Source organism: Labrys sp. Lb11, from assembly GCF_057554225.1.
The window spans coordinates 424,173-450,555 of the sequence record NZ_BAAJOT010000004.1 but is presented as its reverse complement, the minus strand read 5'-3'; the positions used below and the strand labels follow the sequence as shown (position 1 = coordinate 450,555).

24 protein-coding genes are annotated in these 26,383 nt (G+C 66.5%); 9 read left to right on the top strand and 15 right to left on the bottom strand.

The annotated features are described in order from the left end of the window. Positions 1–56 precede the first annotated feature (56 nt). Positions 57–1,853 (top strand): chloride channel protein, encoded by a 1,797-nt coding sequence (locus tag AC27L4_RS16685; RefSeq protein WP_487143354.1) that lies wholly within the window; start codon positions 57–59, stop codon positions 1,851–1,853. 263 nt (positions 1,854–2,116) lie between these two features. On the opposite strand, the gene AC27L4_RS16680 is transcribed toward AC27L4_RS16685, so the two are convergent. Next, on the bottom strand, positions 2,117–2,530 hold the full coding sequence (locus tag AC27L4_RS16680; RefSeq protein ID WP_487143353.1) for a hypothetical protein: 414 nt from the start codon (positions 2,528–2,530) through the stop codon (positions 2,117–2,119). 550 nt (positions 2,531–3,080) lie between these two features. On the opposite strand from AC27L4_RS16680, the gene AC27L4_RS16675 reads away from it, so the two are divergent. Further along, the gene (locus tag AC27L4_RS16675; RefSeq protein WP_487143352.1) at positions 3,081–3,305 is read left to right on the top strand and encodes a hypothetical protein; all 225 of its coding nucleotides are present in this window, start codon (positions 3,081–3,083) and stop codon (positions 3,303–3,305) included. Positions 3,306–3,590: 285 nt separating this feature from the next. Here AC27L4_RS16675 and AC27L4_RS16670 read toward each other — a convergent pair whose 3' ends face one another. The 10 genes from AC27L4_RS16670 to AC27L4_RS16625 all read right to left on the bottom strand — a co-directional run bounded on the left by AC27L4_RS16670 (position 3,591) and on the right by AC27L4_RS16625 (position 11,405). Then, positions 3,591–4,286 (bottom strand): GntR family transcriptional regulator, encoded by a 696-nt coding sequence (locus AC27L4_RS16670; RefSeq protein WP_487143351.1) that lies wholly within the window; start codon positions 4,284–4,286, stop codon positions 3,591–3,593. A gap of 209 nt (positions 4,287–4,495) precedes the next feature. Further along, positions 4,496–4,936 carry a Rid family hydrolase gene (locus tag AC27L4_RS16665; protein ID WP_487143350.1) on the bottom strand — a complete coding sequence of 147 codons (441 nt, stop codon included), beginning with the start codon at positions 4,934–4,936 and terminating at the stop codon, positions 4,496–4,498. 8 nt (positions 4,937–4,944) lie between these two features. Beyond that, positions 4,945–5,706: an SDR family NAD(P)-dependent oxidoreductase gene (locus tag AC27L4_RS16660; RefSeq protein WP_487143349.1), complete on the bottom strand. Its 762-nt coding sequence runs from the start codon at positions 5,704–5,706 to the stop codon at positions 4,945–4,947. A gap of 44 nt (positions 5,707–5,750) precedes the next feature. Further along, positions 5,751–6,509, bottom strand: coding sequence for an amino acid ABC transporter ATP-binding protein (locus AC27L4_RS16655; protein WP_487143348.1), 759 nt, complete (start codon positions 6,507–6,509; stop codon positions 5,751–5,753). Continuing rightward, positions 6,506–7,162 carry an amino acid ABC transporter permease gene (locus AC27L4_RS16650; RefSeq protein WP_487143347.1) on the bottom strand — a complete coding sequence of 219 codons (657 nt, stop codon included), beginning with the start codon at positions 7,160–7,162 and terminating at the stop codon, positions 6,506–6,508. Before AC27L4_RS16650 ends, AC27L4_RS16655 begins: the two co-directional genes overlap by 4 nt. A 1-nt stretch (position 7,163) precedes the next feature. Continuing rightward, entirely contained in the window at positions 7,164–7,826 is a 663-nt protein-coding gene (locus AC27L4_RS16645) for an amino acid ABC transporter permease (RefSeq protein WP_487143346.1), read from the bottom strand. 56 nt (positions 7,827–7,882) lie between these two features. After that, on the bottom strand, positions 7,883–8,710 hold the full coding sequence (locus tag AC27L4_RS16640; protein WP_487143345.1) for an ABC transporter substrate-binding protein: 828 nt from the start codon (positions 8,708–8,710) through the stop codon (positions 7,883–7,885). A 159-nt stretch (positions 8,711–8,869) separates the two neighbouring features. Further along, positions 8,870–9,694, bottom strand: a complete 825-nt coding sequence (locus AC27L4_RS16635) for a transporter substrate-binding domain-containing protein (RefSeq protein ID WP_487143344.1) — start codon at positions 9,692–9,694, stop codon at positions 8,870–8,872. Between the two features lie 53 nt (positions 9,695–9,747). Continuing rightward, entirely contained in the window at positions 9,748–10,839 is a 1,092-nt protein-coding gene (locus AC27L4_RS16630; RefSeq protein ID WP_487143343.1) for an LLM class flavin-dependent oxidoreductase, read from the bottom strand. Between the two features lie 56 nt (positions 10,840–10,895). Next, the gene (locus AC27L4_RS16625; RefSeq protein ID WP_487143342.1) at positions 10,896–11,405 is read right to left on the bottom strand and encodes a flavin reductase family protein; all 510 of its coding nucleotides are present in this window, start codon (positions 11,403–11,405) and stop codon (positions 10,896–10,898) included. A 413-nt stretch (positions 11,406–11,818) separates the two neighbouring features. Here AC27L4_RS16625 and AC27L4_RS16620 point away from each other — a divergent pair, with 413 nt between their 5' ends. Then, positions 11,819–12,574, top strand: coding sequence for an SDR family NAD(P)-dependent oxidoreductase (locus AC27L4_RS16620; protein WP_487143341.1), 756 nt, complete (start codon positions 11,819–11,821; stop codon positions 12,572–12,574). A 29-nt stretch (positions 12,575–12,603) separates the two neighbouring features. Here the strand turns inward: AC27L4_RS16620 and AC27L4_RS16615 are convergent, their stop codons facing one another. Then, positions 12,604–13,146 carry a GNAT family N-acetyltransferase gene (locus AC27L4_RS16615; RefSeq protein WP_487143340.1) on the bottom strand — a complete coding sequence of 181 codons (543 nt, stop codon included), beginning with the start codon at positions 13,144–13,146 and terminating at the stop codon, positions 12,604–12,606. A gap of 235 nt (positions 13,147–13,381) precedes the next feature. Between AC27L4_RS16615 and AC27L4_RS16610 the strand changes: the two genes are divergently transcribed. The 3 genes from AC27L4_RS16610 to AC27L4_RS16600 all read left to right on the top strand — a co-directional run bounded on the left by AC27L4_RS16610 (position 13,382) and on the right by AC27L4_RS16600 (position 18,071). Then, positions 13,382–14,506: a molybdopterin-binding protein gene (locus tag AC27L4_RS16610; RefSeq protein ID WP_487143339.1), complete on the top strand. Its 1,125-nt coding sequence runs from the start codon at positions 13,382–13,384 to the stop codon at positions 14,504–14,506. A 12-nt stretch (positions 14,507–14,518) separates the two neighbouring features. Further along, complete coding sequence (locus AC27L4_RS16605) at positions 14,519–16,474, top strand: molybdopterin biosynthesis protein (protein ID WP_487143338.1); 1,956 nt, start codon at positions 14,519–14,521, stop codon at positions 16,472–16,474. 346 nt (positions 16,475–16,820) lie between these two features. Beyond that, entirely contained in the window at positions 16,821–18,071 is a 1,251-nt protein-coding gene (locus tag AC27L4_RS16600; RefSeq protein WP_487143823.1) for a molybdopterin molybdotransferase MoeA, read from the top strand. Between the two features lie 81 nt (positions 18,072–18,152). Here the strand turns inward: AC27L4_RS16600 and fdhF are convergent, their stop codons facing one another. The 3 genes from fdhF to AC27L4_RS16585 all read right to left on the bottom strand — a co-directional run bounded on the left by fdhF (position 18,153) and on the right by AC27L4_RS16585 (position 23,030). Further along, complete coding sequence (gene fdhF / locus AC27L4_RS16595; protein ID WP_487143337.1) at positions 18,153–20,942, bottom strand: formate dehydrogenase subunit alpha; 2,790 nt, start codon at positions 20,940–20,942, stop codon at positions 18,153–18,155. Between the two features lies 1 nt (position 20,943). After that, positions 20,944–22,617: an NAD(P)H-dependent oxidoreductase subunit E gene (locus tag AC27L4_RS16590; protein ID WP_487143822.1), complete on the bottom strand. Its 1,674-nt coding sequence runs from the start codon at positions 22,615–22,617 to the stop codon at positions 20,944–20,946. Between the two features lie 182 nt (positions 22,618–22,799). After that, positions 22,800–23,030, bottom strand: a complete 231-nt coding sequence (locus AC27L4_RS16585) for a sulfurtransferase TusA family protein (RefSeq protein WP_487143336.1) — start codon at positions 23,028–23,030, stop codon at positions 22,800–22,802. Between the two features lie 392 nt (positions 23,031–23,422). Between AC27L4_RS16585 and AC27L4_RS16580 the strand changes: the two genes are divergently transcribed. The 3 genes from AC27L4_RS16580 (at position 23,423) to AC27L4_RS16570 (ending at position 26,365) form a co-directional block, all read left to right on the top strand. Next, positions 23,423–24,316 (top strand): formate dehydrogenase accessory sulfurtransferase FdhD, encoded by an 894-nt coding sequence (locus tag AC27L4_RS16580; protein WP_487143335.1) that lies wholly within the window; start codon positions 23,423–23,425, stop codon positions 24,314–24,316. Further along, positions 24,309–24,935 carry a molybdenum cofactor guanylyltransferase MobA gene (mobA, locus tag AC27L4_RS16575; protein WP_487143334.1) on the top strand — a complete coding sequence of 209 codons (627 nt, stop codon included), beginning with the start codon at positions 24,309–24,311 and terminating at the stop codon, positions 24,933–24,935. The genes AC27L4_RS16580 and mobA overlap by 8 nt, the downstream gene beginning before the upstream one ends. Before the next feature lie 1,175 nt (positions 24,936–26,110). After that, positions 26,111–26,365, top strand: coding sequence for a hypothetical protein (locus tag AC27L4_RS16570; RefSeq protein ID WP_487143333.1), 255 nt, complete (start codon positions 26,111–26,113; stop codon positions 26,363–26,365). Positions 26,366–26,383 lie beyond the last annotated feature (18 nt).

Here is a 26,383-nt window from a genome sequence, read left to right as displayed (position 1 = left end):
CCCGCCGGCCCTTGCGCCGCATGGTGACCCGCCGCGACGCCTGATAGGGATAGCCCATGTCCCTCGCCCGCTTCTCCCGCGAAGCCGTCGCCGCCGCCTTCGACCGGGCCATTCCCGGCTGGATGCGCCTCCTGGTACGGCGCAGCGAAAGCGCCATGGTGGCGCTGGCGGCGGTCGTCGGCGCGCTGGCCGGCCTGGCGGTCTATGGGATCGCCGCAACCGCGCAGCTGGCCCATGAGCTGTTCTTCGGGCTGCGGCCGGACGAGCGGCTGAGCGGCATGCTCGGCCTGCCGACGATCCTCGCCGCCAGCGTGCCGGCATGCGGCGGCGTGATCCTCGGCCTGTTCAACCTGATGCTGCTGCGCGCGCGCACCGCCCGCCCGATCGACCCGATCGAAGCCAACGCCCTGCACGGCGGCCGGCTGCCGCTCACCGGCAGCGTCCTCATCGCGATGCAGACCTGGATCTCCAACGCCTCCGGCGCCTCGGTCGGGCTGGAGGCCGCCTATTCGCAGATCGGCTCGGGCCTGGCGGCGCGCCTCGGCCTCGGCTTCCGCCTGCGCCGCGCCGACCTGCGCCTGCTGGTCGGCTGCGGCTCGGCCGGCGCCATCGCGGGCGCCTTCGGCGCCCCCCTGACCGGCGCCTTCTATGCCTTCGAGATCATCATCGGCACCTATGCGGTCGCGCACCTGGCGCCCGTCGCGGCTGCCGCCATCGCCGGCACCATCGTCACCCACCTGCTGGGCCTGGACTCCTATGCCTTCGTCATCGGCGTCTCCTTCCTGCCGCGCGCCACCTCCTTCGCGGCCCTGGGGGGCCTCGGCCTGCTGAGCGCGGCCATCGCCGTGCTGGTGATGGTGGGCGTCCACATGACGGAACGGGGGTTCCGCCACCTGCCGCTGCCGACCTGGCTGATGCCGGGGGTGGGTGGCCTGATGGTCGGCGGCCTCGCGCTGATCACCCCGCAAGTACTGTCCTCGGGCCATGGCGCGCTGGTGAACATGCTGGCCGGCAGCGAGCTGCCGCTCCTGGTTCTGGGCGGGCTGATCGCGCTCAAGGGACTGGCCTCCTCGATATCGCTCGGCTCGGGCTTTCGCGGCGGCCTGTTCTTCGCCTCGCTGTTCCTCGGCACCCTGGTCGGCCAGTTCTATCTCGGCATCATCCATGTGTTCTCGCTCGACGCCGGGCTGACGCCGCATGCGGCGGCGCTGGCCGGCATGGCGGCGCTGGCGGCTGCCGTGATGGGCGCGCCGCTGACCATGAGCTTCCTGGTCCTGGAGATGACCGGCGATTTCCAGCTCACCGTCGCGGTGCTGATGGCGGTGATCATCGCCTCGATCACCGTGCGCGAGACCTTCGGCTATTCCTTCGCCACCTGGCGCTTCCACCTGCGGGGCGAAGCCATCCGCAGCGCCCATGACATCGGCTGGGCCCGCGACCTCACCGTCGGCCGGGTGATGCGCAAGCCGGCGCCGACCATCGACAAGGACGCCTCCGTCATCGCCTTCCGCAACGCCCATCCGATCGGCTCGACCCATTATGTCGTCGCGGTCGACGCGGCTGCCGGGCGCTATGCCGGGCTGATCCGCGTCGCCGATGCCTATCAGGCCAGCCCCGAGGGCACCGACGGCACCGAACCCATCGACAGCCTCGCCCTGCATCGCGGCCAGACGCTCGCGCCGGGGATGACGCTGAAGGAAGCGACCCGGCGCATGGAGGCCTGGGAGGCCGAAGCGCTGGCGGTGGTGGACGAGGCCGGCCGCGTCATCGGCCTGCTCTCGGAAGCCCACGCCCTGCGCCGCTATGCCGACGCGGTGGATCGGGCGCGAAGGGACCTGTCCGGCGGCGAGTAGGACGCGGGCGGCCCGCCTTCCGCCCTTCGTCCCCCGGCAAGCCTTGCCGGCGGCGGTCCGCCGTCGCGCGCATCGCGTCGCAACGCCCCTCATGACGGCGCCGCGCCCGTCCGGCGCGGCGGTCATGCCGTGCGGGCCGTCGGCGACGTCGAAGTGGCGCGTGAAGGGCGAGCCGTGGCGCCCGTCGAGGACCGGGACGCCGTCGACGGTCCGGTGCTCGCCCTTGGCGACCGCCTCCTCGATGCGCTTCAGGTCGGCGAAGGTCAGGACATTGACGACCGGAAGCTGCGTGTCGGCGTGCCAGCCGAGCCGGACCGGCGTGAAGAGACGGGAGCCGCGTCTGACCCGGGTACAGAGGCGCGGGCGGCGCACCAGCCGGTCCCGAAGACGATCAGCGTCAGGACGGCGATCGCCGCCATGGTCACCGCGATGGACCCGCGGTTCATCTGCCGGACATTGACCCGGAGCGGATTTTCTTCGCCGGCAAACAGATTGCTCGTCGCCGGCACCGTCGCCGCCTTCGCGACCGGCGGCGGTTCTGGCGGCAGAGAGGATTGGGGCGGCGCACAATCCAGCGCGAAGGTCGCGCCGGCCTTGTCGCAGGAGCCGAAGGCGCGCCGCACGAGGAGTTGCAGCTCGAACGGCCTGGTCACGTCGAAGGCAAAGTCCTCCGGCATGCCGGCCCGAGCGGCGGCTCCCCGACCCGGCCCCCGGACGATCCGCCCCCCGCAGGACCTCGGAGGCCGTGATCGCGCCGAGACAATCCGCGACGCCGTGGGCGGGCCTGGCCGGCCCCGCCGCGGCCGGCAGGCGCGGCCAGACGATCCAGGCAGGGACGCGCGCGGGAAGACATGCGCGAAAGGGGATGAGACGCATCGGTGCTCCGGCGGGAAGACCAAGGCTCGCGGCTCCCTGGACGCAGCTTTGGCCGCCGCGGCGCCGGCCCTCTTTACGCGAGGTCGAACAGGCTCCCGATGACAGGGGGCGGCCCGCGCCGACCAGGGCACCTCCCGCCCGGCTCGCCCCGTCCCGGCGTCGACGCCGCGGCCGGCGGCACGCGGAAATGGCGGGAATGCCGGTACGTCATCTTTCCCTTGCGCGCGTGCCGGCAATGTTCGACATTTCGCGGGCTTGAGCATGTCCCGGAAGGAGGAGACGGGCGGCACCCGGCAAACGGGGGCGCTTCGCCGGGCCGGGAACGCATTCGCAGCGGAGGCAGCGGCATCCATGGGTATCGGCAAGCTGTTCGCGACGGCGCTCGCCTGCGCGGTCGCGCTTTCGAGCCTGGGGACGGCGGCCGCTGCCGCCCCGAAGCTGCGGGGAGCCTGCAGCGCCTACAAGGTGAAATTCTGCGGCTCCAAGGTGAAGGGCTATCCGCCCTGCATCGCCTCACACGCCGCGGAGACCTCGGCGGACTGCCAGGCGCAGATCAGGCAGGCCGTGGGCCGGTGAGGCGGCAATGCCGGCTTGAGCCGGGCATGTCCAATTCCGCGGATCGTGTCCGATGGAACGGCGGCGCTTCAAAATCAGGCAGGTGCTCCGGTCTTTCCATCTGCGCTCGGGGACACGGCGGCGAACGACCTCATTGAATCATGAAATGGCCGCCCCGCAAGGGCGGCGGGCAAATTTCGTTCATCGCAGAGCTTCGGGACCTCGCCGCTTCAACGGCATCAAGAGCCCGGCCCTGGCCTCCAGGAATTCAGCGCAGCGGCAAGCCGCACCGACTGTCCCCGGCCCTCACGTCTTCGACCGGCTCGCCCCGTCCGACTCGACGTCGGCGATGAGCGAGAGATATCGGTGCACGGCCTTCGAGAATTTCGCCTGCCATATCTCGTGCGCGGCGACCAGGTTCCTGTCGCGCAAAGCTTCGTAGAGCCTGACGACGTAATTCTCCGCATCGCCCTTCCGATCCGTGTAGACGACGCCGAGAAGATTGTTGAATCGACGCACGTCGCCCGTCAGCTCGGAGAAGTATCTCACCGTGCGCTGCAGCCTCGTCGCGTCGATGATCGCCTGCTGGAATTCGAGATCGTTCCGAACCGTTTCCGACTGGTTCTCCAGTTCCGCGAAGCGGATTGCGTTCTGCGCCAGCTTTTCCAGCCGCTTGAGATCCGCCGGAGAAAGCCGCCCTTCCTCCGACAGAAGGTAATCCAGCGCGATCTTCCCGAGCGCCATGCGGATATTGTAGACTTCGAGGACACTGGCGGCATCGACCGCGCTGACCGATGCGCCCTTGTTGCGCTTCAGCTCGACGAACCCTTCCCGGGACAGGAGCCGAAGCGCCTCGCGCACGGGATGGCGCGAGACGTTCAGCATGTCCGTGAGCTGCTGCTCGATCAGCCTGTCGCCGGGATTGAAATGCCCGGCGATGATGGCCTTGCGGATTTGCTCGGCAGCGAACTGCGTGCTCTCCATGTTGTTCATGGGAGCCATGATCGGGGTATCGTCGCTTCGCTTCGGCATCAGGCCCCGGCAGGTGGCCGCAGAGAGGTGGCTGCGGCGGATTGGAATGTCGACTATATACAATCCGGGAAAACCGGTGAGAAGCCTCGGCTCCCGCCGTCCACGACAAATGCGCTAAGCGGCCTCTCGTGGCTCTCGTCACGATCAAGCAGGTTCGAGAGAACCCGCTCGGTGGTCGCTCAGAGCGAAATCGAGATGTGCTTCGCGGGAAGCGCTCCGGCACCGCGGTAGGCCGTGATCTCGATCTCGAAAAGGTATTCCGGACCGCCGAGCGGGCCGCAACTGACGCAGCTCGCCGGGTCGATGCCCCGGAATTTCTCGCCCATGAAGGCCATGACCTCCGCGACGTCTTCCTGCCGCGGGATGAAGATGCGGCGGCGCACGACGTCGGCGAGGCTGCTTCCAACCGCGGCCAGCGCGCCTTCCACGTTGCTCATGGCCTGCTTCGCCTGCGCCAGCCCCGTGTCGGGCATGGCGCGTGTCTTGTAGTCGCGCCCCGCCGTCAACGACATGAAGATCCAGTCGCCGAGCGCGACAATTCGCGAATACCCTTCCCGTTCCTCAAGGATGCTGCCGGACTTCAGTTTGACAAGGTCCATTTCAATCTCCGTACCCCGCAAGGGCGGGCTCAAATCGAGATGCCGCCGTCGATCGCGATGGTCTGGCCAGTGACCATGCCGGCGCCGAAGCCGAGATAGACGATGAGCTCGGCGACATCCGCCGGCGTGCAGACCTTCCTGAGCGGGGTCGCCGCCAGCGTATTTTGCCGGCGCTCCTCGGACCACTCGATCGCCCAGGAGCTTTCCACGGTGCCGGGCGCGACCGCGTTGACGCGAACCTCCGGCGCGAGCGCGCGGGCGAGGTTCTTGGTGAGATTGATGACGGCGGCCTTGGAGCCGCTATAGGCGATGGTGCTGGCCACGGCCCCGAAGCCGGCAATCGAGGCCGTGTTGACGATCGCGCCCCCGGCGGCCCTCAGAGCCGGGGCGGCGGCCTTCGAGCACCGGAAGACGCTCATCAGATTGACGTTGAGCAAGCTCGCCCAGAGCTCCTCCGTGATCGAATCCAGGTCCGAAATCGGCACGGGCACGCGGACGCCGGGTATCCCGGCATTGTTGACGAGAAGGTCGAGACGGCCCAGCCGCGCGACCGCATCGCGCACCATGGCCTCGGCCTGCGCCGAGTCCCCGACGTCGCCGGGCGCACCGATGACATCGCCCCCCTCTTCGCGCAACGCGGCCACGGCGTCGGCGCCGCGGGGATCGTCGGGCAGGAAATTGATCGCGACCCTGGCTCCCGCCCTGGCCATGAGGCGCGCGGCCTCGAGGCCGATTCCCGAAGCGGCGCCGGTGACGAGCGCCGTCCGGCCGGCGAGATCGAACGATAGCATGTGCAAAGCCCTCTTTGTCCAAGTGATGTCGCGGCGTCGCCGCGTCAGGCGACCGAGCGCCCGGCCGCCTCGCAGGCGGCCCGCTTTTCGCGACGGAGAAATTTCTGCGTCTGCTCCCGCCTGGGATTGTCGATGACCTCCGCGGCGGTGCCGATCTCGCAAACCTCGCCCTGGTGAAGGAAGGCCACGCGGTCGGCCGATTCCCTGACGAAGTTGATGTCATGGGTCACGACCACCATGGTCATGCCCTCGGTCTTCAACAGGCGCATCGTCGCCAGCACCTCGCCGACGAGCTCGGGGTCGAGGGCGGAGGTCACTTCGTCGAACAGCATGTAGCTCGGCTCCATCGCGAGCGCCCGCGCGATCGCGAGCCGCTGCTGCTGCCCGCCGGACATCCGCGACGGAAGGCTGGCGGCCTTGTCGCCGAGGCCGACATGGTCGAGATGCTTCTGGGCCAGGGCGCGCGCCTCGGCGCGGCTGCGCTTGGCGACCACGCGCGGCGCGAGCGCGACATTCTCCAGCGCGGTCAGATGGGGAAAGGCATTGTATTGCTGGAAGACGATGCCGAGCTTGCGCCGGAGATGATTGATATTCGTGCTCCGGCTGTGGACGCCGACGCCGTCGACGATGATCTCGCCGCCCTGGATCGGCTCCAGCCCGTTGATGCATTGGAGCAGCGTCGACTTTCCCGAGCCGCTGGCCCCGATCAGGCAGAGCAGCTCGCCCTTGTTCACCTCGAGGTCGATCCCGTTGAGGACCGTGATCCGGCCGAAGGCCTTTCTGACGTTCCTGATTTCAATCATACGAGGATCTTTCTTTCGAGATATCGACTGTATCTTGAAACAGGATAGCAGATCACAAAGTAGAAAATTCCGATCCCGAACAACAACAGCCATGTCTCGTGCGTTCGCGTCATGAGCATCTGAGCATTTCGGGTGAATTCGATGTAGCCAATGACCCCCGCCAGCGAGCTGTCCTTGATCAGGCTGAGGATCAGGCCGATCCAGGACGTGAGCCCCGCTCTGAAGGCGAGCGGCGCGGAGATGTGGAACAGCTCCTCGAAAGAGGTCATGCCGAGGGAGCGCGCGCTGCGGCGATAGGTGTCCGGGACGGACAGGAATGCGGAGCGGGCGACCTCCGCCGTCACCGCGGCCATCCAGGCGCTGAGCGCCACGACGCCGAACCAGAACGGCGACGTGGCGAAGCCGAGCATCGACAGGGCGCTGTTGGCCAGGATGAGCTGGATGACCATCGGGACGGACCGGAGGACGTCGATGAACGGCGAGGTCAGCAACCGCGCGGTCAAGGAGACGGATCGCAGCCATCCCAGCACGATGCCGATGACCGTGCCGATGATCGCGGAACAGACGGCCATGCGGATCGTGTTGACAGCGCCCATCAGCAGGAAATAGCTGTCCGACCATTGCAGCCCTTGATTGGCGAGCTGGAATTGCATGTCAGCTCCTGTACATCGCGCGGAAGACGAGCTGCGCCATGATTTGCAGGATCTTGGCCATGACGTAATATATACCTGCCGTGACGATGAAGAACTCAAAGGTCCGAAAGGATACGGACTGCGCGTATTGCGCCGCTCCCGTGAGTTCCCTCAGCCCGACGAGCATGCCGAGCGAGGTGTTCAGCATTCCCCAGATACCCTGGGTGACATAGGCGAAGAAGATCACCTTGAAGACCTGCGGGAAGATGACGTGGGCGAAGCCCTGAAAGCTGGTCATCCCGAGAGACCTGGCGGCCGACATCTGCTGGCGCGGAATGGCGGCAAGCCCGCCGCGGAATATCTCTGCGAGATAGCCGGCGTTGTTGAACGAGATGGCGACCAGCACGGAGATGTAGCTCGAGATATTCCAGCCGAGCGCGCCAAGGCCGAAATAGATCAGATAGACCTGGAACAGCACCGGCGTGTTGCGCGAGAGCTCGACCCACGCCGTCGAGAACCGGTAACCGAGCCCCTCGCCCGACTGGCGGGCGACCGCCATCGGCATCGCGATCAGCGTTCCGATCACCAGGGACAGCACCGTGATCTGCAGGCTGACCCAGGCGCCCGATAGCAGGCTGGGCAACGCATCCCAGACGATGGACCAGTAGAATTGATATCCGAGCATGAAGATATTCCGAGCCGCCCCGTCGGCAGGATGCCTGCCGACGGGGGACGGCGGGATCAGAATTCGACGCCGTCGATCGTCAGTTTCGGCACCGGACCATCGCCGAAATACGTCCTGTAGACCTCGGCAAAGCGACCGCTGGCGCTTTGCTGCCAGACGAAGAGCCTCGCCCAGTTCAGGAACTGCTGATCGTCGCGCTTGACGGCGATGGAGACGGTATCCGACAGCGGGGCCGCGCCGGCGAGCACGAACTCCGGAAACTGGCCGCTCTGGGACAGCGCGTTGACGACGCCCATCGCCACGAGAAGGACGTCGACCTTGCCCTGCTTGAGCGCCATGTAGGACTCGGCATCGCTGGCATAGCCGACATAGGTCGCGCCGGTGCTTGCCCAGCCATTCGCCAGCTCGGTGTTGATCAACTGCTCCTGCGTGCTGCCGATGACCCCGCCGAGCTTCTTGTCCTTCAGGTCGGCATAGGACTTCACGCCGGTGTCGGCCCGCGTGACCACGCCCATGGTGAAGTTCATATAGGGCTGGGTGAAGGCAACCGTGAGCGCGCGCTGCGGCGTCGGGGTCGTCGAGGCGATCAGAACGTCGATCCGGTTCGACACCAGGGCGGGAATTCGATCGGGAGACGGCGTCTCGACGACCTCGGCCTCCGCGCCCAGCACCTTCGCCATGTCCTTGCAATAGGTCACGTCGAGGCCGTCCGGCTCGTTGCTCGAATTGCGGAAGCCGGATGGGGGGTTGTCCATCATGACTCCGCAACGCAGCTTCTTGGTCTTGACGATCGTGTCGAGGGCGGAGTCCGCCCTGGCGACGCCGGCACAGGCGACGCCGAACAGGGCCACGAGAAGCGTGGCCGAAAAAACCTTGTGTCTCATTGTCGTTCCCCTCTTTCTTGCAGGCTGTCGGCCTGACGGCGGCTCGGGCTCTGCGAGAGCCGGCCTGCGCCGCGACGGCGGATGCCGTGAGCGGCGCCTTGCACGCGGCTCTGCCGGACGCACGATCCCGGCAGCGCCGCGATCTTCCGGAAAGCGTCCTTAGAAGTTCACACCGCTCACCGTCAGCGACGGCACCTCGGCGCTGCCGAAGAACTGCTTGTAGACTTCGGCGAAGCGACCGCTGGCGCTCTGCTGCCAGACGAAGAGCCTCGCCCAGTTCAGGAACTGCTGATCGTCACGGCGCACAGCGATCGCGACCTGGTCGTTGATAGGGGCCGTCCCGGCCGACACGAAATCCGGGAACTGCCCGCTCGCCGCAAGCGTGTTGAAGACGGCCGTGGCCTGGAGGATGGCGTCGACCTTGCCCTGCTGCAAGGCCATGAAGGCCTCGGTGTCGCTGGCAAAGCCCGTATAGGTGGCGCCGGACGCCTTCCACCCCTTTTCAAGCTCGCTGTTCAGCAGTTGCTCGGTGGTCGTCCCGATGACGCCGCCGAGCTTCGCGCTCTTCAGATCCGCCCAACTCTTGACGGCCGTGTCCTTCCGCGTGATGACCGTCGTGGTGTAGTTCATGTAGGGCTGGGTGAAGGCGACGGTCATCGCGCGCTGCGGCGTCGGGGTCGTCGAGGCGATCAGCACGTCGATCCGGTTCGACACCAGGGCGGGGATGCGGTCCGGGGCCGGCGTCTCGACGATTTCCGCCTCGGCGCCCAGCACCTTGGCCATGTCGCGGCAATAGACGACATCGAAGCCATCGGGCTGGCCGGACGTGTTGCGGAAGCCCGAGGGGGGCGAATCGAGCATGATCCCGCAGCGCAGCTTCTTCGACTGCACGATCGTGTCGAGCGCCGACTGCGCCTGGGACTGGCCGGCCAGCCCCAGGGCCAGGACCGTCGCTGCAAGCAGCGTCTTCATCATGTTCTTCATTGTCGTTCTCCCTAACGAAGTTGCTGGATGGGGACGGAAGCGACCCCCGTCGCTCAACTGGCCTTCCTGGTGACTTCGGACTCGACGCCGATCGCGCTGATCGGGCCGAGCTCCTTCTCGATCAGCGGCACGACCTCGCTCTTGAAGCGGACGATCGACCGGTGAGCTCGCTCGATCGGCATGCAGCCGAACGCGAAATTGCAGGTGTAGTTGCTTGGATTCAGCCGCCTGATGTCGGCAATCATCTTCTCTGCGACCGTGTGAGGGTCGCCGACGACCATATTGTCCGCGTACTGCTCCAGGGAATACTCGCCCGGATAGGCCTCGTTGCGGATGAAGCCCCCCTCGTCCAGCGGCAGTTCGGCGCCGCGCAGATGATGGGCCATACGCCCGACATAACGGGCGCGCTCGCCCGCCTCCAGGGCTTCGCCGCGGCTGTCGGTGACGCAGACATATTGCATGATGGCCAGCGGCTTCCTTGCCGGCTGCTCGCCGATGGACGCCCAGGCGCTGTTGAGCCCGTCCACCATCTTGTAGAGCACCGGGGAGCCGAGGGTGCTGGCGGCGAGGAACGGCACCGCGTTCCATTTCCTGAAGCGCTGCAGCAGCCGGGGATGGGAGGACGTCACGAAGATCGGCGGAAGGGGCTTCTGATGCGTGCGGATGGCAAAGCTCGTCCTGGGAACCGAGATGAACTTGCCCTGGTATTCCACCTGCCCTTCGACGAGTGCCTTCTCGATCACGTCCCAATACTCGAGGAAGACATCGACCTTGTCGTCGAGCGAAACCTTGTAGCGATCGAACTCGTACTGCTGGTAGCCGGTGCCGAGGCCGATCACCAGCCGGCCGTCGGACTGGGTGTCCGCCACGGCGATCTCCTGGGCGACGCGGAGCGGATTGTAGAGCGGCAGCACGATGACGCCCGGACCCAGCTTGATCGTCCTGGTCCAGCCCGCGGCGTAGGAACACATCATCAGCGGCGACGGCGAGCTCGAATAGTTGGCGAAATGATGCTCGGCGAACCAGGCGATGTCGAAGCCCAGTTCCTCCGCGGTTTCGACCATCTTGCGGGTGTCGCGCATGACGCCCATCGCGCCTTCCGGGTGGTCGCGCAAGGTCATCAGGCTGAACAGACCGAGTTGCATGTACTTCTCCCAAATCTTTCACAGGCCGGCGCCGGGGCCGGCAATGCAGTGCGCGCTCATCCCGCCTTCTGCAGGGCCAGCGGCGCAGCCAGCGCATAGGCTCCGTTCTGGTAGACCAGGGGAGCGACGTCCTCCGCGAAGACGACCTTCGCGACGCGTCCGATGATGATGTCGTGGGTGGCGTAGGCGATGGCCTGGTCCATCTCGCAGAAGAGATTGGCCTGGGCATCCGGCAGGTACGGAACATCCTCCCTCTCCGCCCAGATGCCGCAGTCGAAGCGGTCCTGCGGCGGCACGCCGCCGCTGAAGCGCTTCGATATCTCCATCTGCGAGGCCCGCAGGACGTTGATGCAGTAGCGGCGCTCGTCCTGAAGCGGCGCATTGATCGACGCTTGGCGATTGACGCAGGCCAGGACGGACACCGGCGCAAAGCTCAGGGGCGTCACCGACGTGACCGTGATGCCGTGGCGCACGCCATCATGCTTGCAGGATATCACGCAGACCGTCGAGGCCAGGCGTCGCATGGACTGCCGGAAATGCTCCGCCTCCTTGTTCCGCATCAGCATTGCCGCCCTCGCGTCCTTGGTTCGACGTTTGCAGATTGTCTACAATATGTCAACGCAGTTTCCCACTCTCGCCTGCCTTCGGGACCGGCCGGGGTCCGGCTTCGGCATCATGGATTGGATTTCTGTTGGAACGAGCTTGCCCGGCTATCGGGAAGCCACCTCCGCATGTCGTGCCGCGAAGGACGATCAACCTCGTTGCCGATTGTAGATAATCTGCATATATGAATCGAAACCGCAAGAGGGATCATGCGATCGTCCGATGGGAGCCGCGCCGGGCCTGGACGTCATGGGCTCGAAACCCACGGGCCCGGCATCGGGCATCGATCCGGCGGCTCGCGGTCCGACGGCGATGCACGGTACCCTTGCCCGCCGCCACGACAGCTTCATCCACCCAGGAAGACCGGAGAAGAATCATGGAACGCAGCCTCGTCGGAAAGATCGCCGTCGTCTCGGGCGCCGCGGGAGGTGTCGGCCGGGCGACGGTCGCCCGGCTGATCGCCCAGGGGGCCCGCGTCTGCGCCACGGACATCGCCGCCGCCGTGGCCGAGGTCGAGCGGGACGCCCCCGGCGAGGTCGTCGCCGTCACGGCCGATGTCACCAAGGCTGCTGATGTCGAAAGGATCTTCGCGACAGCGGAGGCCCGGCTGGGCCCCGTCGACATCCTGGTCAGCAATGCCGGGTTCATCATCTCGAAGTCGGCGCACGACACGAGCGAGGACGAATGGGACAGCGTCATGAACGTGAACGCGAAGTCCTTCTTCCTGATGTCGCGGCGAGCCCTGCCTTCGATGCTGGCGCGCCGGGAGGGCTCCATCGTCGCGACGGGCTCCATCTCCAGCGTCGTCGGCCTGCCCGAGCAGGCGGCCTACTGCGCCGCCAAGGGAGCGCTGCTCCAGCTCGTGAGGCAGATGGCCGTCGACTATGCGCCGAGGGGCATCCGCGTGAACGCGGTCGGCGCGGGATCGATCAACACGCCGTTCCTGACGCGCTATCTCGAAGGCCTGGACGATCCGGAAGCCGGCGAGGCCGCGATCAAGGCCGCCCATCCGCTCGGACGCTGGGCGGAGCCGGGCGAAATTGCCGATGCCATCCTCTATCTCGCGGGCCCCAATGCGTCCTTCGTGACCGGCCACATCCTGATGGCGGACGGGGGCTACAGCGCCCGCTGAGCCGCGGGTCAGGCGAAGCGGCGGCGGACCTACGACCGCAGGACCTTCCTCATCCTGATGAGGGGGACAGGTGCGCCGCCGCGGGCATCCTCCACGCGCTCGATCGGCCCGTATCCGCAGGCAAGGTAAAGCGGCTCGCCCGACAAGGTGGCCATCAGCTCGGTTTCCCGGAAGCCCTCTTTCCGCGCGGCCTCTTCGCAGAGCGCCATGATCAGCCGGCCGACGCCTCGCCGAGTGAAGCCGGGCCGCGTGTACATCGCCCTGATGCGCGCCGGATCCCTTGCCGGATCGAGGAGGGCGGCATCGCGGCCCGGCGTCCGGTCTCCGCCATAGAGTGTCGCCCTCCGGCTCCATCCGCCGCAGCCGGCCAGGATGCCGCCGGTCTCGATGACATAGTAGGTGCCATCGTCGATGAGCTGGGTGTCCAGACCCATGATGGCCCGGCTCGAGGCGATCTGTTCGGGACTCAGGACCGACTTCTGGTTCTCGGCGATCGCCGCATCCATCAGCAGTCCGAGCGCGGCCAGGTCGCCGCGGCTGGCCAGCCGGTACAGGAGGTCTTGCCCCGCCACCTCGCGCCTCCGAAATCTCGTCGCGCCACGCCGAGATTGCCGGGCCCGGCGGGCGGTGCGCAAGCATCGCATGTCCGGCTCGGACGATGCAAAAGGCTGGAGCCGCGAGCATTCGCGACCATTCCGCTTGCATGGGGGCCGCTCTCCCCCGGATGAGACAGAAGGTTCTCATTGGGGCGCGGTCCAGCCAGGCGCGGCTCTTGCAATCCCGTTGCCGGCAAGCCCATCATCCGACATGAACAAGACACGGCCTCCGCAGGGCACGCTGACCAGCCTTGACTCCGTGCTTGCCGACCTGCGCGATGGCCTGGGTCCGGTCGAGCCGATACCGATGCCGCTCGACAAGGCGGGCGGATATGTTGCCGCCGAAATGCCGGCATTGGGCACGCCTCTTCCCGCCCGGAATCGGGCTGTGCTCGACGGTTGGGCGCTGCGCTCGCTCGATCTTGCGGGAGCCTCGTCCTATTCACCGGTGCCGCTGGGCCGGCAGCCGCACTGGGTCGAGACCGGCGAAGCGCTGCCGGAAGGCTGTGATTGCGTTCTGAGACCCGATCTGGTCGAGCACCATGGACCCTTGGCGCAGGCCCTGGCCGAGGCCAGCCCCGGCCAGGGTACGCGTCGTATCGGCGAGGATATCGCTGCGATGCGCCCTGTCGTTCTTGCCGGTCGCAGGCTCTGCGCCGCCGATCTCCTGGCCTTGCGCGCGACGGGTTCCGACATGGTCATGGTCCGCTCGCCGGCCCTCCGCCTCATCGACCTCGCTCCTTCGAACGGAAACGGCATGACGGCCGAGTTCATCGCGGCCCTGGCGCAGGAGGCAGGCGCACGCGTCGCGACCGGAACAACCGCCCGCGATGCCGGGGCTGTCACGGCTGCGATCGCCCAAGCGGGCAGTGACCTCGTCGTCCTGGTGGGCGGCACGGGCGTCGGGCGCACGGACTGCGTGGCGCAGGCCCTTGCAGATGGCGGCACGTTGATTGCGCACGGCATCGCGCTCCGGCCCGGCGAGACGGCGGCGGCCGCAAGGTGCGGCGCAGTCCCTGTCGTGGCGCTGCCGGGCCTGCCGAGCCAGGCCCTTGCCGCCTATCTCCTTTTGGTACAGCCGCTGATCGATCACCTGTCGGCCCGCCTGCCCCGACAAGGCGTGACCCTGCTTCTTTCCCGCAAGATCGCATCGGCCGTCGGTATCGCCGAACTGGCGCTTGTGCGACGCGAAGCGGACGGCTGGCAGGCGCTCGCCGTGGGCGACCTCTCGCTCGACCATATCCGCATGGCCGACGCCTGGCTTGCGATCGGCGGCGACAGCGAGGGCCATGCCGCGGGGACGGCCGTCGAAGCCTTTCCCCTGCGGGCGATGTGATATAAGGCCGCCATGAAAATTCGCCCCCCCTCCGCCCCCGGTGGCCGGCAAGGCATGGGCCAGGATCAGTTCCTGGCCATATTGTCGCGCGAAGAGGCGCTTGCCCGCTTCCAGGCAGCCCTGTTTCCACGTCCGCTGCCGAACGAGACGCGGCGGCTCGCAGACTCACTCGGCCTGGCGCTGTCGGATGACATTGTCGCGCCGATCGACGTTCCGTTCTTTGACCGTTCGAACGTCGACGGCTTCGCCGTGCGGTCCGCCGACATCGTCGCGGCCTCGGAGGCCGGTCCGGTCAGGCTCGAACTCACCGGCGAGACCATTCATTGCGGCATGGCCCCCGTGGAAACGGTCGAGGCCGGCTTCGCAACCGTGATCGCCACCGGTGGACCGATGCCGCGCGGCGCCGATGCGGTGGTCATGATCGAGCATACCCAGCCCGTCGGCGACAGCGCCGTCGAGGTGCGGCGGAGCGCAGCCCCCGGCCAGTCCGTTTCCCATGCCGGTTCCGACATGGCTCGCGGCGAAACGCTGCTGCGCGCCGGCACCCTGCTCGGCTCCCGCGAAATCGGCATGCTGGCCGCCTGCGGCATCGCCAGCGTCGCGGTGACGCGCAAGCCGCGCGTCGCGGTCCTTTCGACAGGCGACGAGCTCGTCCAGCCCGGCGAGCCGCTGCCGCCTGCCGGCGTCTACGACACCAACGGCGCCATCGTCACCGCGGCTGTCGCGGAAAATGGCGGCGAGGCCGTCTTTTACGGCGCCATCGCCGACGATGAGCCCCGGCTCGAAGCGGCCATGCGCGGGGCATTGGCGGACTGCGACATGCTGATCCTTTCGGGCGGCACGTCCAAGGGCGCGGGCGATGTCAGCCACCGCATCATCGCCCGTCTCGGCAAGCCGGGCATCGTCGCGCACGGCGTCGCGCTCAAACCCGGCAAGCCTCTTTGCCTTGCCGTGTGCGGCGGCAAGCCCGTCGTCATACTGCCGGGCTTTCCAACCTCGGCGATGTTCACGTTCCATGACATGATCGTGCCGGTCCTTCGCCGCATGGCGGGCCTGCCGCCCCGCGCCGACACCCATGTTACGGCGCGGGTGCCGCTGCGGATCGCGTCCGACCTCGGCCGCACGGAATTCGTCATGGCGTCGCTGGTCGAGGGCGAAGACGGGCTGGTCGCCTATCCCACCGGCAAGGGCTCTGGCGCCATCACCTCCTTTGCCCAGGCCGACGGCTTTCTGCGCATCGACGCACTGGCCGACCACCTGCCGGCCGGAACGGCGGCCGAGGTGACGCTGTTCTCGCCGCATCTGCACCTGCCGGATCTCGTCATCATCGGCAGCCATTGCACGGGGCTCGACCTCGTGCTGGGCGCGCTGGTCCGCGGCGGCCTGACGGCGCGCACGCTTGCCGTCGGCAGCCTCGGCGGGCTGACGGCGGCCCGGCGCGGCGAATGCGACCTGGCGCCGATCCATCTGCTCGACGAGAAGACGGGACTGTACAATGCCCCCTATCTCGGCGAGGGCCTGGAACTGGTGCCCGGCTGGCGACGCATGCAGGGGATCGTCCATCGCTCCGGCGACGCCCGGTTCGAAGGCCGTTCCATCGACGACGCCGTCGCAGCCGCCCTCACCGATCCCGGCTGCCTGATGGTCAACCGCAACCAGGGTGCGGGCACGCGCATCCTCATCGACCGGCTGCTCGGCGGAGCGAAACCCGACGGCTACTGGAACCAGCCGCGCTCGCACAATGCGGTTGCCGCGGCGGTGGCGCAAAAGCGCGCCGACTGGGGCGTCACCATTGCGCCCGTGGCGCATGCGGCGGGGCTGGGTTTCATTCCGCTCGCCGAGGAGCATTATGACTTCGCTCTGGTCTCGGCGCGCAAGGACCGGCCGGCGGTTCAGGCCTTTCTGCAGGCCCTGCAACTGGCCGAGGTGCGCGAGGCTCTGGGGAAAGCCGGCTTTCGTCCCGCCTAAGCAGCTTCTCTTGGCTCTCACCATGATTGATTTTGCATTTTCAATGCAAAATCAACGCTGCTCAAACTTATAAGTGCAAGCAGATTCGAGAGAACCTGCCTAAAGCGTTTTGCGATTTGACGGAATCGCGTCAAGTCGCAAAGACGCGTCGAAACAAGAAGTTAGAGCAACGAGCGTTTCCACCAAAACGCGCTTTGCTCTAGCGCGCCGCGTCTTCTCCCGAAAGGTCAGAAACAGCTGCAATTTGAAGCCATCGCGTCAACCGGCACATGGCCCGTCGGCCGGGTTTACACCTGCTCCGCACAATTGGAGTATGTGGCCTGAGCAAAGTTCAGTGTGGTCCGTGATGGCACAGCTCTCCAGCGATTGTTTCCTCTCGACGTCTTCGCTCATGGCGATCGAGGAGGCCGTCGCCCTTGCGACGGATCGATTGCCGATCCTGGCGGCGACCGAGCGTGTCGGGCTCTTGCGGGCCGATGGACGGATTTCGGCCGAGGACGTTTTCGCGCGCAACAACCTGCCGCCCTTCGCGAACTCGGCGGTCGACGGCTACGCGGTGCGCCATGCCGAGCTCGTTTTCGGGGGCGAGACCGTGCTTCCCATCGGCGGCCGCCTGGCGGCCGGCGCCGCGGAGGCGGTGAGCGCCGCGGGACGCGCCGTTCGCATCTTTACCGGCGCCGTGATGCCGCATGATGCGGATACCGTGTTCATGCAGGAAGACGTCCGTGTCGAGGGCGGTTCCGTCCATCTTCCGGCGGGACTGAAGGCGGGCGCCAACATGCGGCCGCCGGGGGAAGATGTCGCGGCCGGAGAGTTGATCATCCCGGCAGGGCGTCGCCTCAAGCCGCAGGATATCGCACTGGCGGTTGCAGCCGGTCACAACCGCCTGAGTGTGCGCAGGCCGTTGCGCGTGGCGATCTTTTCGACGGGGAACGAATTGGCCAGGCCCGGAACACGCCTGAAGCCCGGCTCCATCTATGACTCCAACCGCATCATGCTCGCTGCGATGCTGACCCGACTCGGCGCCAAGGTGCTGGATCTGGGAATCCTGCGGGATGATCCGAAAGTCCTGGCCGAGCGCCTGGCCAAGGCATCGGAGGTGAGCGACCTGGTGCTGACTTCGGGCGGCGTCTCGCTCGGCGAGGAAGACCATGTGAAGTCGGCGGTGGAGGAGATCGGCCAGCTCGTGTTCTGGCGGCTCGCCATCAAGCCCGGGCGGCCGCTGGCCATGGGCATGATCGGGGCGACGCCCTTCATTGGCTTGCCGGGCAATCCAGCCGCGGTCTATGTGACGTTCGCGATGTTCGTGCGGCCCGTCCTGGCGCAGCTCGCCGGCGCCATACACGAGCCGTTGATGCCGCTCCCCGTCCGCTCGACCTTCTCATACAGGAAACGCCCCGGCCGGCGCGAATATGTCCGCGTCCATATTGCACGGGCGGAGAACGGGGACTACGAGGCGCAGCGGTTTCCGAAGGAGGGTGCGGCCCTGCTGACGTCGCTTACGCTCAGCGACGGCCTTGTCGAACTGGCCGACGACACGGCCACCGTCTCGGCCGGGGATCTTCTGCCCTTCTATCCGCACGGCGCCTTCTGGTAGCAGGCCGAGCGACGTCGGCGCAGGACACCGGTTGCGATCGGCGTGACCGTGATCACGCCGATCGAAGACGCGGGGCGCTGCTTATTCCGCGGCCTGGACGTGCCCCTGCTGCGGCGCAACCCGCGCGGCGCAATACTTGAACTCCGGAATCTTGCCGTAGGGATCCAGCATCGGGTTCGTCAGCTTGTTGGCCGGGCTTTCGTTGAAGCAGAACGGCATGAACACCATGCCGTCCGCAACATCGCGGTCCGCCCGCAGGATCGCATCCACCGTGCCGCGGCGCGTTTCGACGGCGATGAAGTCGCCGATGCGAAGGCCGCGGCGCTCGATCTCCCGCGGGTTCATCGCGGCGATGCCATAGGGCTCGATCGCGTTGAGCACGCCGGCCCGCCGGGTCATGGCGCCGGTGTGCCAATGTTCGAGGACACGGCCGGTCGTGAGCACCAGCGGATACTCCTCGTCCGGCACCTCGTCAGGCGGAAGCAGGTCCGCGGGCACGATGCGGCCGCGGCCGTCGGACGTCGGAAACCCCGAGGTGAAGATGATTTCATTGCCGGGGACGTCCGGGCCGTCGGCCGGATAGACGACCGAGTCCTCGCGTTCGATGCGCTCCCAGCTGATGTTCTTCAGCGACGGCATCGCCCTCGTCATCTCGGCGTAGACATCGGAGACGTGCCCGTAGGTCCAGTCGAGGCCGAGCCGACGGGCGAGCTCGATGATCAGCTCAAGATCCTGCCGCGCCTCGCCGGGGAGATCGAGCGCCGGCCGACCGAGCTGGATCTGCCGGTTGGTGTTGGTATAGGTCCCCAGCTTCTCGGCATGTGCGGAGGCGGGCAGCACGACATCGGCGTGCCAGGCCGTCTCGGTCAGGAAAATGTCCTGCACCACCAGGTGCTCGAGCTTGGCGAGGGCGGCCCGGGCGTGGCTCTGGTCCGGATCCGACATGGCCGGATTTTCGCCCATGATGTACATGCCCTTGATCTCGTCGGCATGGATGGCGTCGACGATTTCGACCACCGTCAGCCCGCGCTTGGGATCGAGGGCCTGCCCCCAGAAATTCTCGTACTGGTTGCGGATATCGATGTTTTCCACCGACTTGTAGTCGGGATAGTACATCGGGATCAGGCCGGCGTCGGACGCGCCCTGCACGTTGTTCTGGCCGCGCAGCGGATGAAGCCCGGTGCCGGGCCGCCCGACATGGCCGGTGATCAGCGCCAGCGCGATCAGGCAGCGCGAATTGTCGGTTCCGTGCGTGTGCTGGGAAATGCCCATGCCCCAGAAGATCATCGATCGTTCCGACTTGGCATAGGTGCGCGCGACGTCCCGCAGCACGGACGCCTCGATCCCGCAAACCTCGGCCATCGCCTCCGGCGAGAAGTCCTTGACCTTGGCCTTGAGCGCCTCGAAGCCGGTGACGTTGGCCTGGATATACTGCTTGTCGTAGAGGTTTTCCTCGATGATGACATGCAGAAGCGCATTCAGCATGGCGACGTCGCTGCCCGGCTTGAAGCGCAGGGCATGGGTGGCGTGCCGCATCATATCCTGGCCACGCGGGTCCATGATGATCAGCTTGGTGCCGCGCTTGGCCGCCTGCTTGAAATAGGTGGCCGCGACGGGATGGTTCGTCGTCGGGCGTGCGCCGATGACGACGACGCACTCGGCCTTCATGGCGTCCATGAAGGGGGCCGAGACGGCGCCCGAGCCGACGCCCTCCATGAGCGCCGCAACCGACGAGGCGTGGCAGAGCCGGGTGCAGTGGTCGACATTGTTGGTGCCGAAGGCCTGCCGGATGAACTTCTGGAAGAGGTAGGCCTCTTCATTGGTGCCCTTGGCCGAGCCGAAGCCGGCAAGCGCCTGTCCGCCGTGCTCGCCCAGGACCTTCTTCAGGCCGGCGGCGGCCCGGTCCAGGGCCTCCTCCCAGGTCGCTTCGCGGAACACCGTCAGCGGGTCCACGTCGCGCATGTCGGCATCGCCGGATTTCGGCGCGTCGTCGCGGCGGATCAAAGGCTTGGTCAGCCGCTCCGGCGACATGGCGTAGTCGTAGCCGAACCGCCCCTTGACGCACAGCCGGTTCTCGTTGGCCGGCCCGTTGCGGCCGTCGATCTGGACGATCCTGTCGTCCTTGACGGCGACGCGGGTCTGGCAGCCGACGCCGCAGAACGGGCACAGCGTATCGACGACCTTGTCGAACTCCTGGACGACGCGGGTCTTGCCCGCCTTGTCCATCAGCGTCTTTTCGTAGAGCGCGCCGGTCGGGCAGGCCTGCACGCACTCGCCGCAGGTCACGCAGGTCGACAGCCCCATGGGATCGTGCATGTCGAAGACCGGGACGGCGTGGCCGCCGCGCCCGGCCATGCCGATGACGTCGTTGACCTGGACTTCCCGGCAGGCCCGCACGCAGGCGCCGCAGGCGATGCAGGCGTCGAGGTTCACGGCAATGGCCGGATTGGAGATATCGAACTCCGCCGCCTCGGATTCGAACTTCGACTTGAAGCGGTCGCTCCCCGAGATCCCCATCGAGGAGGCCCAGGCCCAGAACGCCGACTGGTTGTCGGGACCGTCCTCGGCAGGGCGCATGTTGCTGGCGAGCAGCTCAAACACCATCTGCCGGGACTTCCGGGCGCGCTCCGTGTCGGTCTGCACCACCATGCCGGCGCTCGGCTTGCGGATGCAGGACGCGGCCAGCACCCGTTCGCCTTCGATATCGACCATGCAGGCCCGGCAATTGCCGTCCGCCCGGTAGCCGGGCAGATCGACATGGCACAGATGCGGGATCTTCGTTCCCTCGCGCTTTGCCACATCCCAGATCGTTTCGCCCTCGGCGGCGACCACCGCCTTGCCATCGAGCGTGAATGCGATCTTGTCCGCCATATCAGATGTCCTCGCGGAAATGCGTCAGCAGGTGATTGATCGGATTGGGCGCGGCCTGGCCAAGGCCGCAGATGGAAGCATCCCGCATCACCGATTCCAGATCACGCAGCCCTGCCTCGTTCAAGGGGCCGGACTCTTTCAACAAGGCAACCATTTTTCCGGTTCCCTCCCGGCATGGCGTGCACTGGCCGCAGCTCTCATGCTTGAAGAATTTGAGCAGGTTGACCGCGACGTCCTTGATGTTGTCCCGATCCGAAAACACCACGACGGCGTGCGAACCGACGAAGGCGCCCTGCTTGGCCAGCTCGCCGCCGAAGTCGAGCGGAATGTCACCCAGCGCAGCCGGCAGAATGCCTCCCGAAGCACCGCCCGGCAGGTAGGCCTTGAAGACATGACCGTCCGCCATGCCGCCGCAATGCTCCTCGATGAGCTCGCGGACGGTGACACCCGCCGGCGCCAGCTTGACGCCGGGATTTTGCACTCTTCCCGAGACCGACCAGGATCTGATCCCCGGATGGCCGGCCTTGCCGAGCCCCGCGAACCATTCCGCGCCCTTCTCGACGATGTCGCGGATCCACCAGAGCGTCTCGACATTGTGGTTCAGCGTCGGGCGCCCGAAAAGTCCGACCTGGGCGATATAGGGCGGACGATGCCGCGGCAGGCCGCGCTTGCCCTCGATGCTTTCCAGCATCGCGCTTTCCTCGCCGCAGATATAGGCGCCCGCTCCGCGCCGAAGCTCGATGAAGCCGGGTTTCGCGATCCCCGCTGCTTCGAGCGCGGCGATCTCGGTGCGAAGAATGTGGAGCACGGCCGGATATTCATCGCGCATGTAGAAATAGATGCGTCCGGCCTCGACGGCGTGGGCTGCGATCAGCGCCCCTTCCAGCGTGCGGTGCGGGTCGCGCTCGAGATAGACGCGGTCCTTGAAGGTACCGGGCTCGCCTTCGTCGCCGTTGATCGACATCAGCCGCGGGCCGGGATAGGAGCGGACGATCTCCCACTTCTTGCCGGCCGGGAATCCCGCGCCGCCGAGGCCGCGCAAGCCGGCGCTCTGCATCGTCGCCATCAACGTCTCGGCCGACACCTTGCCGCTGCGCACCTTGGCGAGAAGCTCGTAACCGCCTTCCGCGCGATACGCCGCAAGATCGGCATAGCCGGGCACCACCACCTTGGTGTCGCCGGCCTCGGCCATTCCGAGCAGGCCCTCGACGCTGGCCCGGCCGACCTCGCGGTCGCCGATGCGGGCCGCGGGCGCATCGGCGCAGCGCCCCATGCACGGCGCCCGGACGACCCGGATGGCCTGAGGATCGACACCCGCGGCCAGTCCGGAGACGAGGTCCTCGGCGCCCGCCAGCATGCAGCTGACGGAATCGCAGACCCGTATCGTCAACGGCGCCGGCGGGGTGTCGCGCTCCTTGACCACGTCGAAATGATCGTAGAACGAGGCAACTTCATAGATCTCGGCCTGGGAAAGCCGCATCTCCTCGGCGAGGGCCCTCAGATGGCGCGCCGACAAATGCCCATAGGCATCCTGGATCAGGTGCAGGAACTCGATCAGGAGGTCGCGCCGCCGTTCTCGCGAGCCCAGGAGGCCTCGAACCTGGACCAGCGCGGCGTCATCGAGACCGCGCCCCTTCGGACCACGGTCACGACCGCGACGATCTTGAATCGTCATGCCCTCTCCCCTTCGCTGTCCTTCTTGCGCAACGCGCCCGGCCGAAGGCAGAGCGCCCGTCGGACGGCAACGGTTGTCCGCTAAGACACATGATTTTCGGCGCATCTGCAAATCATTCCAAACTGAATGCGATGCGGCGCGCCGACACACCCGGCCCGACCGGACGGCGGTCCTCTCCCGTGTCAGTCCGCCCGCCTTCGGATCAGAAATATGATCCGATCCCCCTCACGGGACGTCTTCTCGATGCTGTCGCCGGTTTCGTTGACGAGATTGGGGATATCGATCGCGGACAGAGGATCGGTGCAATGAACTTCCAGATACTCGCGCGCTTTGACGGTTCCCAAGGCCTTGCGGGTTTTCAAGGCAGGCAATGGACATTTCAAGCCGCTGAGATCGAGCTTCGTCGTCGTCATGCGGGAAAGCCTATTGTCTTCCCCGGCGAAGGCCAAGCGCAAAGGCGCGTGAGAGCCGACCCTCGGTCGGGCCGAGGGGCCGGCCCCGCTCGAAATCGGCCATCGCGAGGAGCGAGACGCCCTCATGCCGAATAGGGATGACGGATGAACCGTTTCATGCAACCCTCCGGAAAAGACCGCCGCAGCGGGCTGCGCAACCAGGCATGAAGGCCCGTCCTGAAACGCGCCGCGGCGGGCGAGAGCCTGGCCGAAGATCGGTCGGCTCCGGGACGGCGGCGCGGTCGAGAATCGGAGCGCAGCGGACATGGCGTCCGCGAGCAACGGAAGCGTGGAAAGCCCCGCCCGATCGCCGCCACGGATGAGTTTCGATACAGGCTCCGAGCCGAAAAGACATGCAAAGCATTTCAGACGATTCCGACATCTCCATCATCATGCCGGACCCCGGAAATCCGAGGTTGACGGAGAAGGTCAGGGGTATCGATCAGACGGGCGGATCGGTAGAGACGACCGTGCCTGTCGAGCGGGCCTTGACGCTGTATCTCAATGCCCAGGAGATCGTCACCATGATGACGATCAACGACTATCCCGACTATCTGGCGCTCGGCTATCTGCTCAACCAGAACATGCTCAGGCCGGACGATATCGTGACCGAGGTCGAGTATGACGACGACCTGCAGGTCGTGGTCGTGCGCACCGAGCGCAATACGAATTACGAGCACAAGCTGAGGAAGCGGACCCTGACCTCCGGCTGCGCCCAGGGGACGGCGTTCGGCGACCTCATGGAGGCGATCGAAGGCGTCGAGCTGCCGGCGGCGGAGCTTCGGACGTCCTGGCTCTACCATATGACGCGGACCATCAACACCACCCCCTCGCTCTACCTCGAAGCGGGGGCGATCCATGGCTGCGTGCTGTGCAGGCAGGGGGAGCCGATCTGCTACATGGAAGACGTCGGGCGGCACAATGCCGTCGACAAGCTCGCCGGCTGGATGTACCGCCATGGCGTCGGCGCCGCCGACAAGATTCTCTACACGACCGGACGCCTTACTTCCGAGATGACCATCAAGACGGTCCGCATGGGCATTCCGATCCTGGTCTCGCGATCGGGCTTTACGTCCTGGGGCGTGAAGCTGGCACGACAGACCGGCTTGACGCTCGTCGGCCGCGCCAGGGGCAAGCGTTTCACCGCGCTTTCCGGCGAAGAACGGATCGTCTTCGATCAGGACGTTTCCGCCGTCGAGGAGGAATCCTCCCGGCATGCACGCAAGAGCGCGGGAAGCGATGACTAGGTCGTCCCGGACGGTGGGCGTCATTCTGGCCGGCGGGCTGGCGCGCCGCATGGGCGGCGGCGACAAGCCGATGCGAGAGATCGGCGGCCGTACCATCCTCGACCATGTGATCGAGAGAATGAGCGCGCAGTGCGACCCCTTGCTGCTCAACGCGAACGGCGACCCGGCCCGCTTCGGGCGCTTCGGCCTTCCAGTGGTCCCCGACGGCGTCGCCGATTTTCCCGGTCCGCTCGCGGGCGTGCTGGCGGCCCTCGACTGGACCGCGGACAACCGACCGCAGGTCGATTGGGTGGTCAGCGTCGCAGGCGATTGCCCATTCCTGCCTCATGATCTCGTGCAACGCTTCCACGAGGCCCGCGCGAAGGAAGCGGCGGAGCTCGTCGTCGCGGCGTCCGGCGAACAATCGCATCCGGTCATCGGCCTGTGGGGAGTGGCTTTGCGCCACGATCTCCGGCACGCCCTTGTCGAGGAAGGCCTGCGCAGGATCGATCGTTGGACCGCACGCTATCGGCTTGCGACCGTCACCTGGCCCGCGACCCCCGTCGACCCATTCTTCAATGCCAATACGCCGCAGGATCTTTCCGAGGCCGAACGGATAACCAGATCATTGCCCGATTGAACCGGACCGTTCCGCGAGCATGACCCCGATGCCGCCCGGGACGAAACGCGGGCTGTTCGCGACCAGCGCCAGCAGGCCTGCCGCCGGGAGCCCCCTTCCGGACCGCCGAACAACACGGCGAAGGCGTCGCCCGCGACGAAGCTCGCCGGCGCGCCGCATCACCGCCAGCGGACGGGAGCGCCGCCATCGAACCAGCGAACCCGTTCTCGGCGAGTGGAGCGTCGGTCCATCGGCTCGGCACATTCGGCGCCGCTCGGCAAGAACTCAAGGCTCTGGCCACGAAGTGAGGCAGGGGGGCGTGTCCCAGGGGGTGGCGGGTCCAGTCGATCTCGGGCGACCGTGGCAACGACAGGATCACTCTCGGCAGTGGCGGTGCCGGATCGGCCACGGGCAATGCCGGCGACGACACCGTTGCCGTCAGGATGCTCGACGACGCCACCGGCAAGGTCCTGCTGGACGGCGGCAGCGAGACGGACACCCTCAGCTTCGCGGCCTTCACGAACAGGCCGACCTTTTCCCTCGCGAGTTCGGCCGAGGCTGATATGGGAGCCGGCATTTTCATCGGCACCGGCGCGTTCACCGGCCATGCCGGCGAGTTGCGCTACGAGGCCGCCGGCGCCGGCGTCAAACCGCAGGACCCCGTGCCTTGCGCGGACGTTTTCCGTGCCTCGCCAAGGAGGTCGACCCAGGCAAAAGGACCTCCACACCAAGGCGGCCGAGCATCACGAGAACGGTGCCAAGCCGCACCGAAGCGCAGCCGGCACCGCGCCAGGGGAGATCACGACAAGGGCCGCGAACCGTGGACAGCCGCACATGGCCACTCGAAGACCGCCCATGAGCATTCGGAATGCCGCGCACAGGCAGAGCTCCCCGGCAATATGAAAAGCTGGGGGCGGTGTCCGCCCCGACCGACGGCAAGGCCATGGCGGCAGGATGTCGTACCAAGTCAAACAGCCGCGTCTTCAGGATATGCAACCGGATAAACTGAGAGAACTGGCCTGGTTCATATCTATTCAATCCCGTATTCCACAAATGAAACTTGTGCATTAAAATCAAGATATGACTAAAAACTACGATCGAGATCATATAGATTGGACGGATCGTCACAGACAATCCGAGGCCAGGACGACTGAGAGACGCATTTGCGCTCCCGCCTTGCGAAGGAGGAGACGAGCATGGTTCGCGGTATTCAGTCCTATCGTGTGTTCGACGACAGGCAGGTTGACGCGATGGGTGTCGTCTACAATCAGGTTTGCACGACCGCACGCGAGGACCGCGCAAACAGCCAGATCCCCGAACTGGAATTCCGCTCCCGCGTCGCCATGGCGGTAATCGAGGCGGCCGTAACGAATGAGTGCGACGTGCCGACGCTGACGCGCCTGACCCTCGAGAAACTCGTAGGTGGGGTGGACGCGGTGGCCGAGAGATAGGTCGCCGCAGAGCGGCCC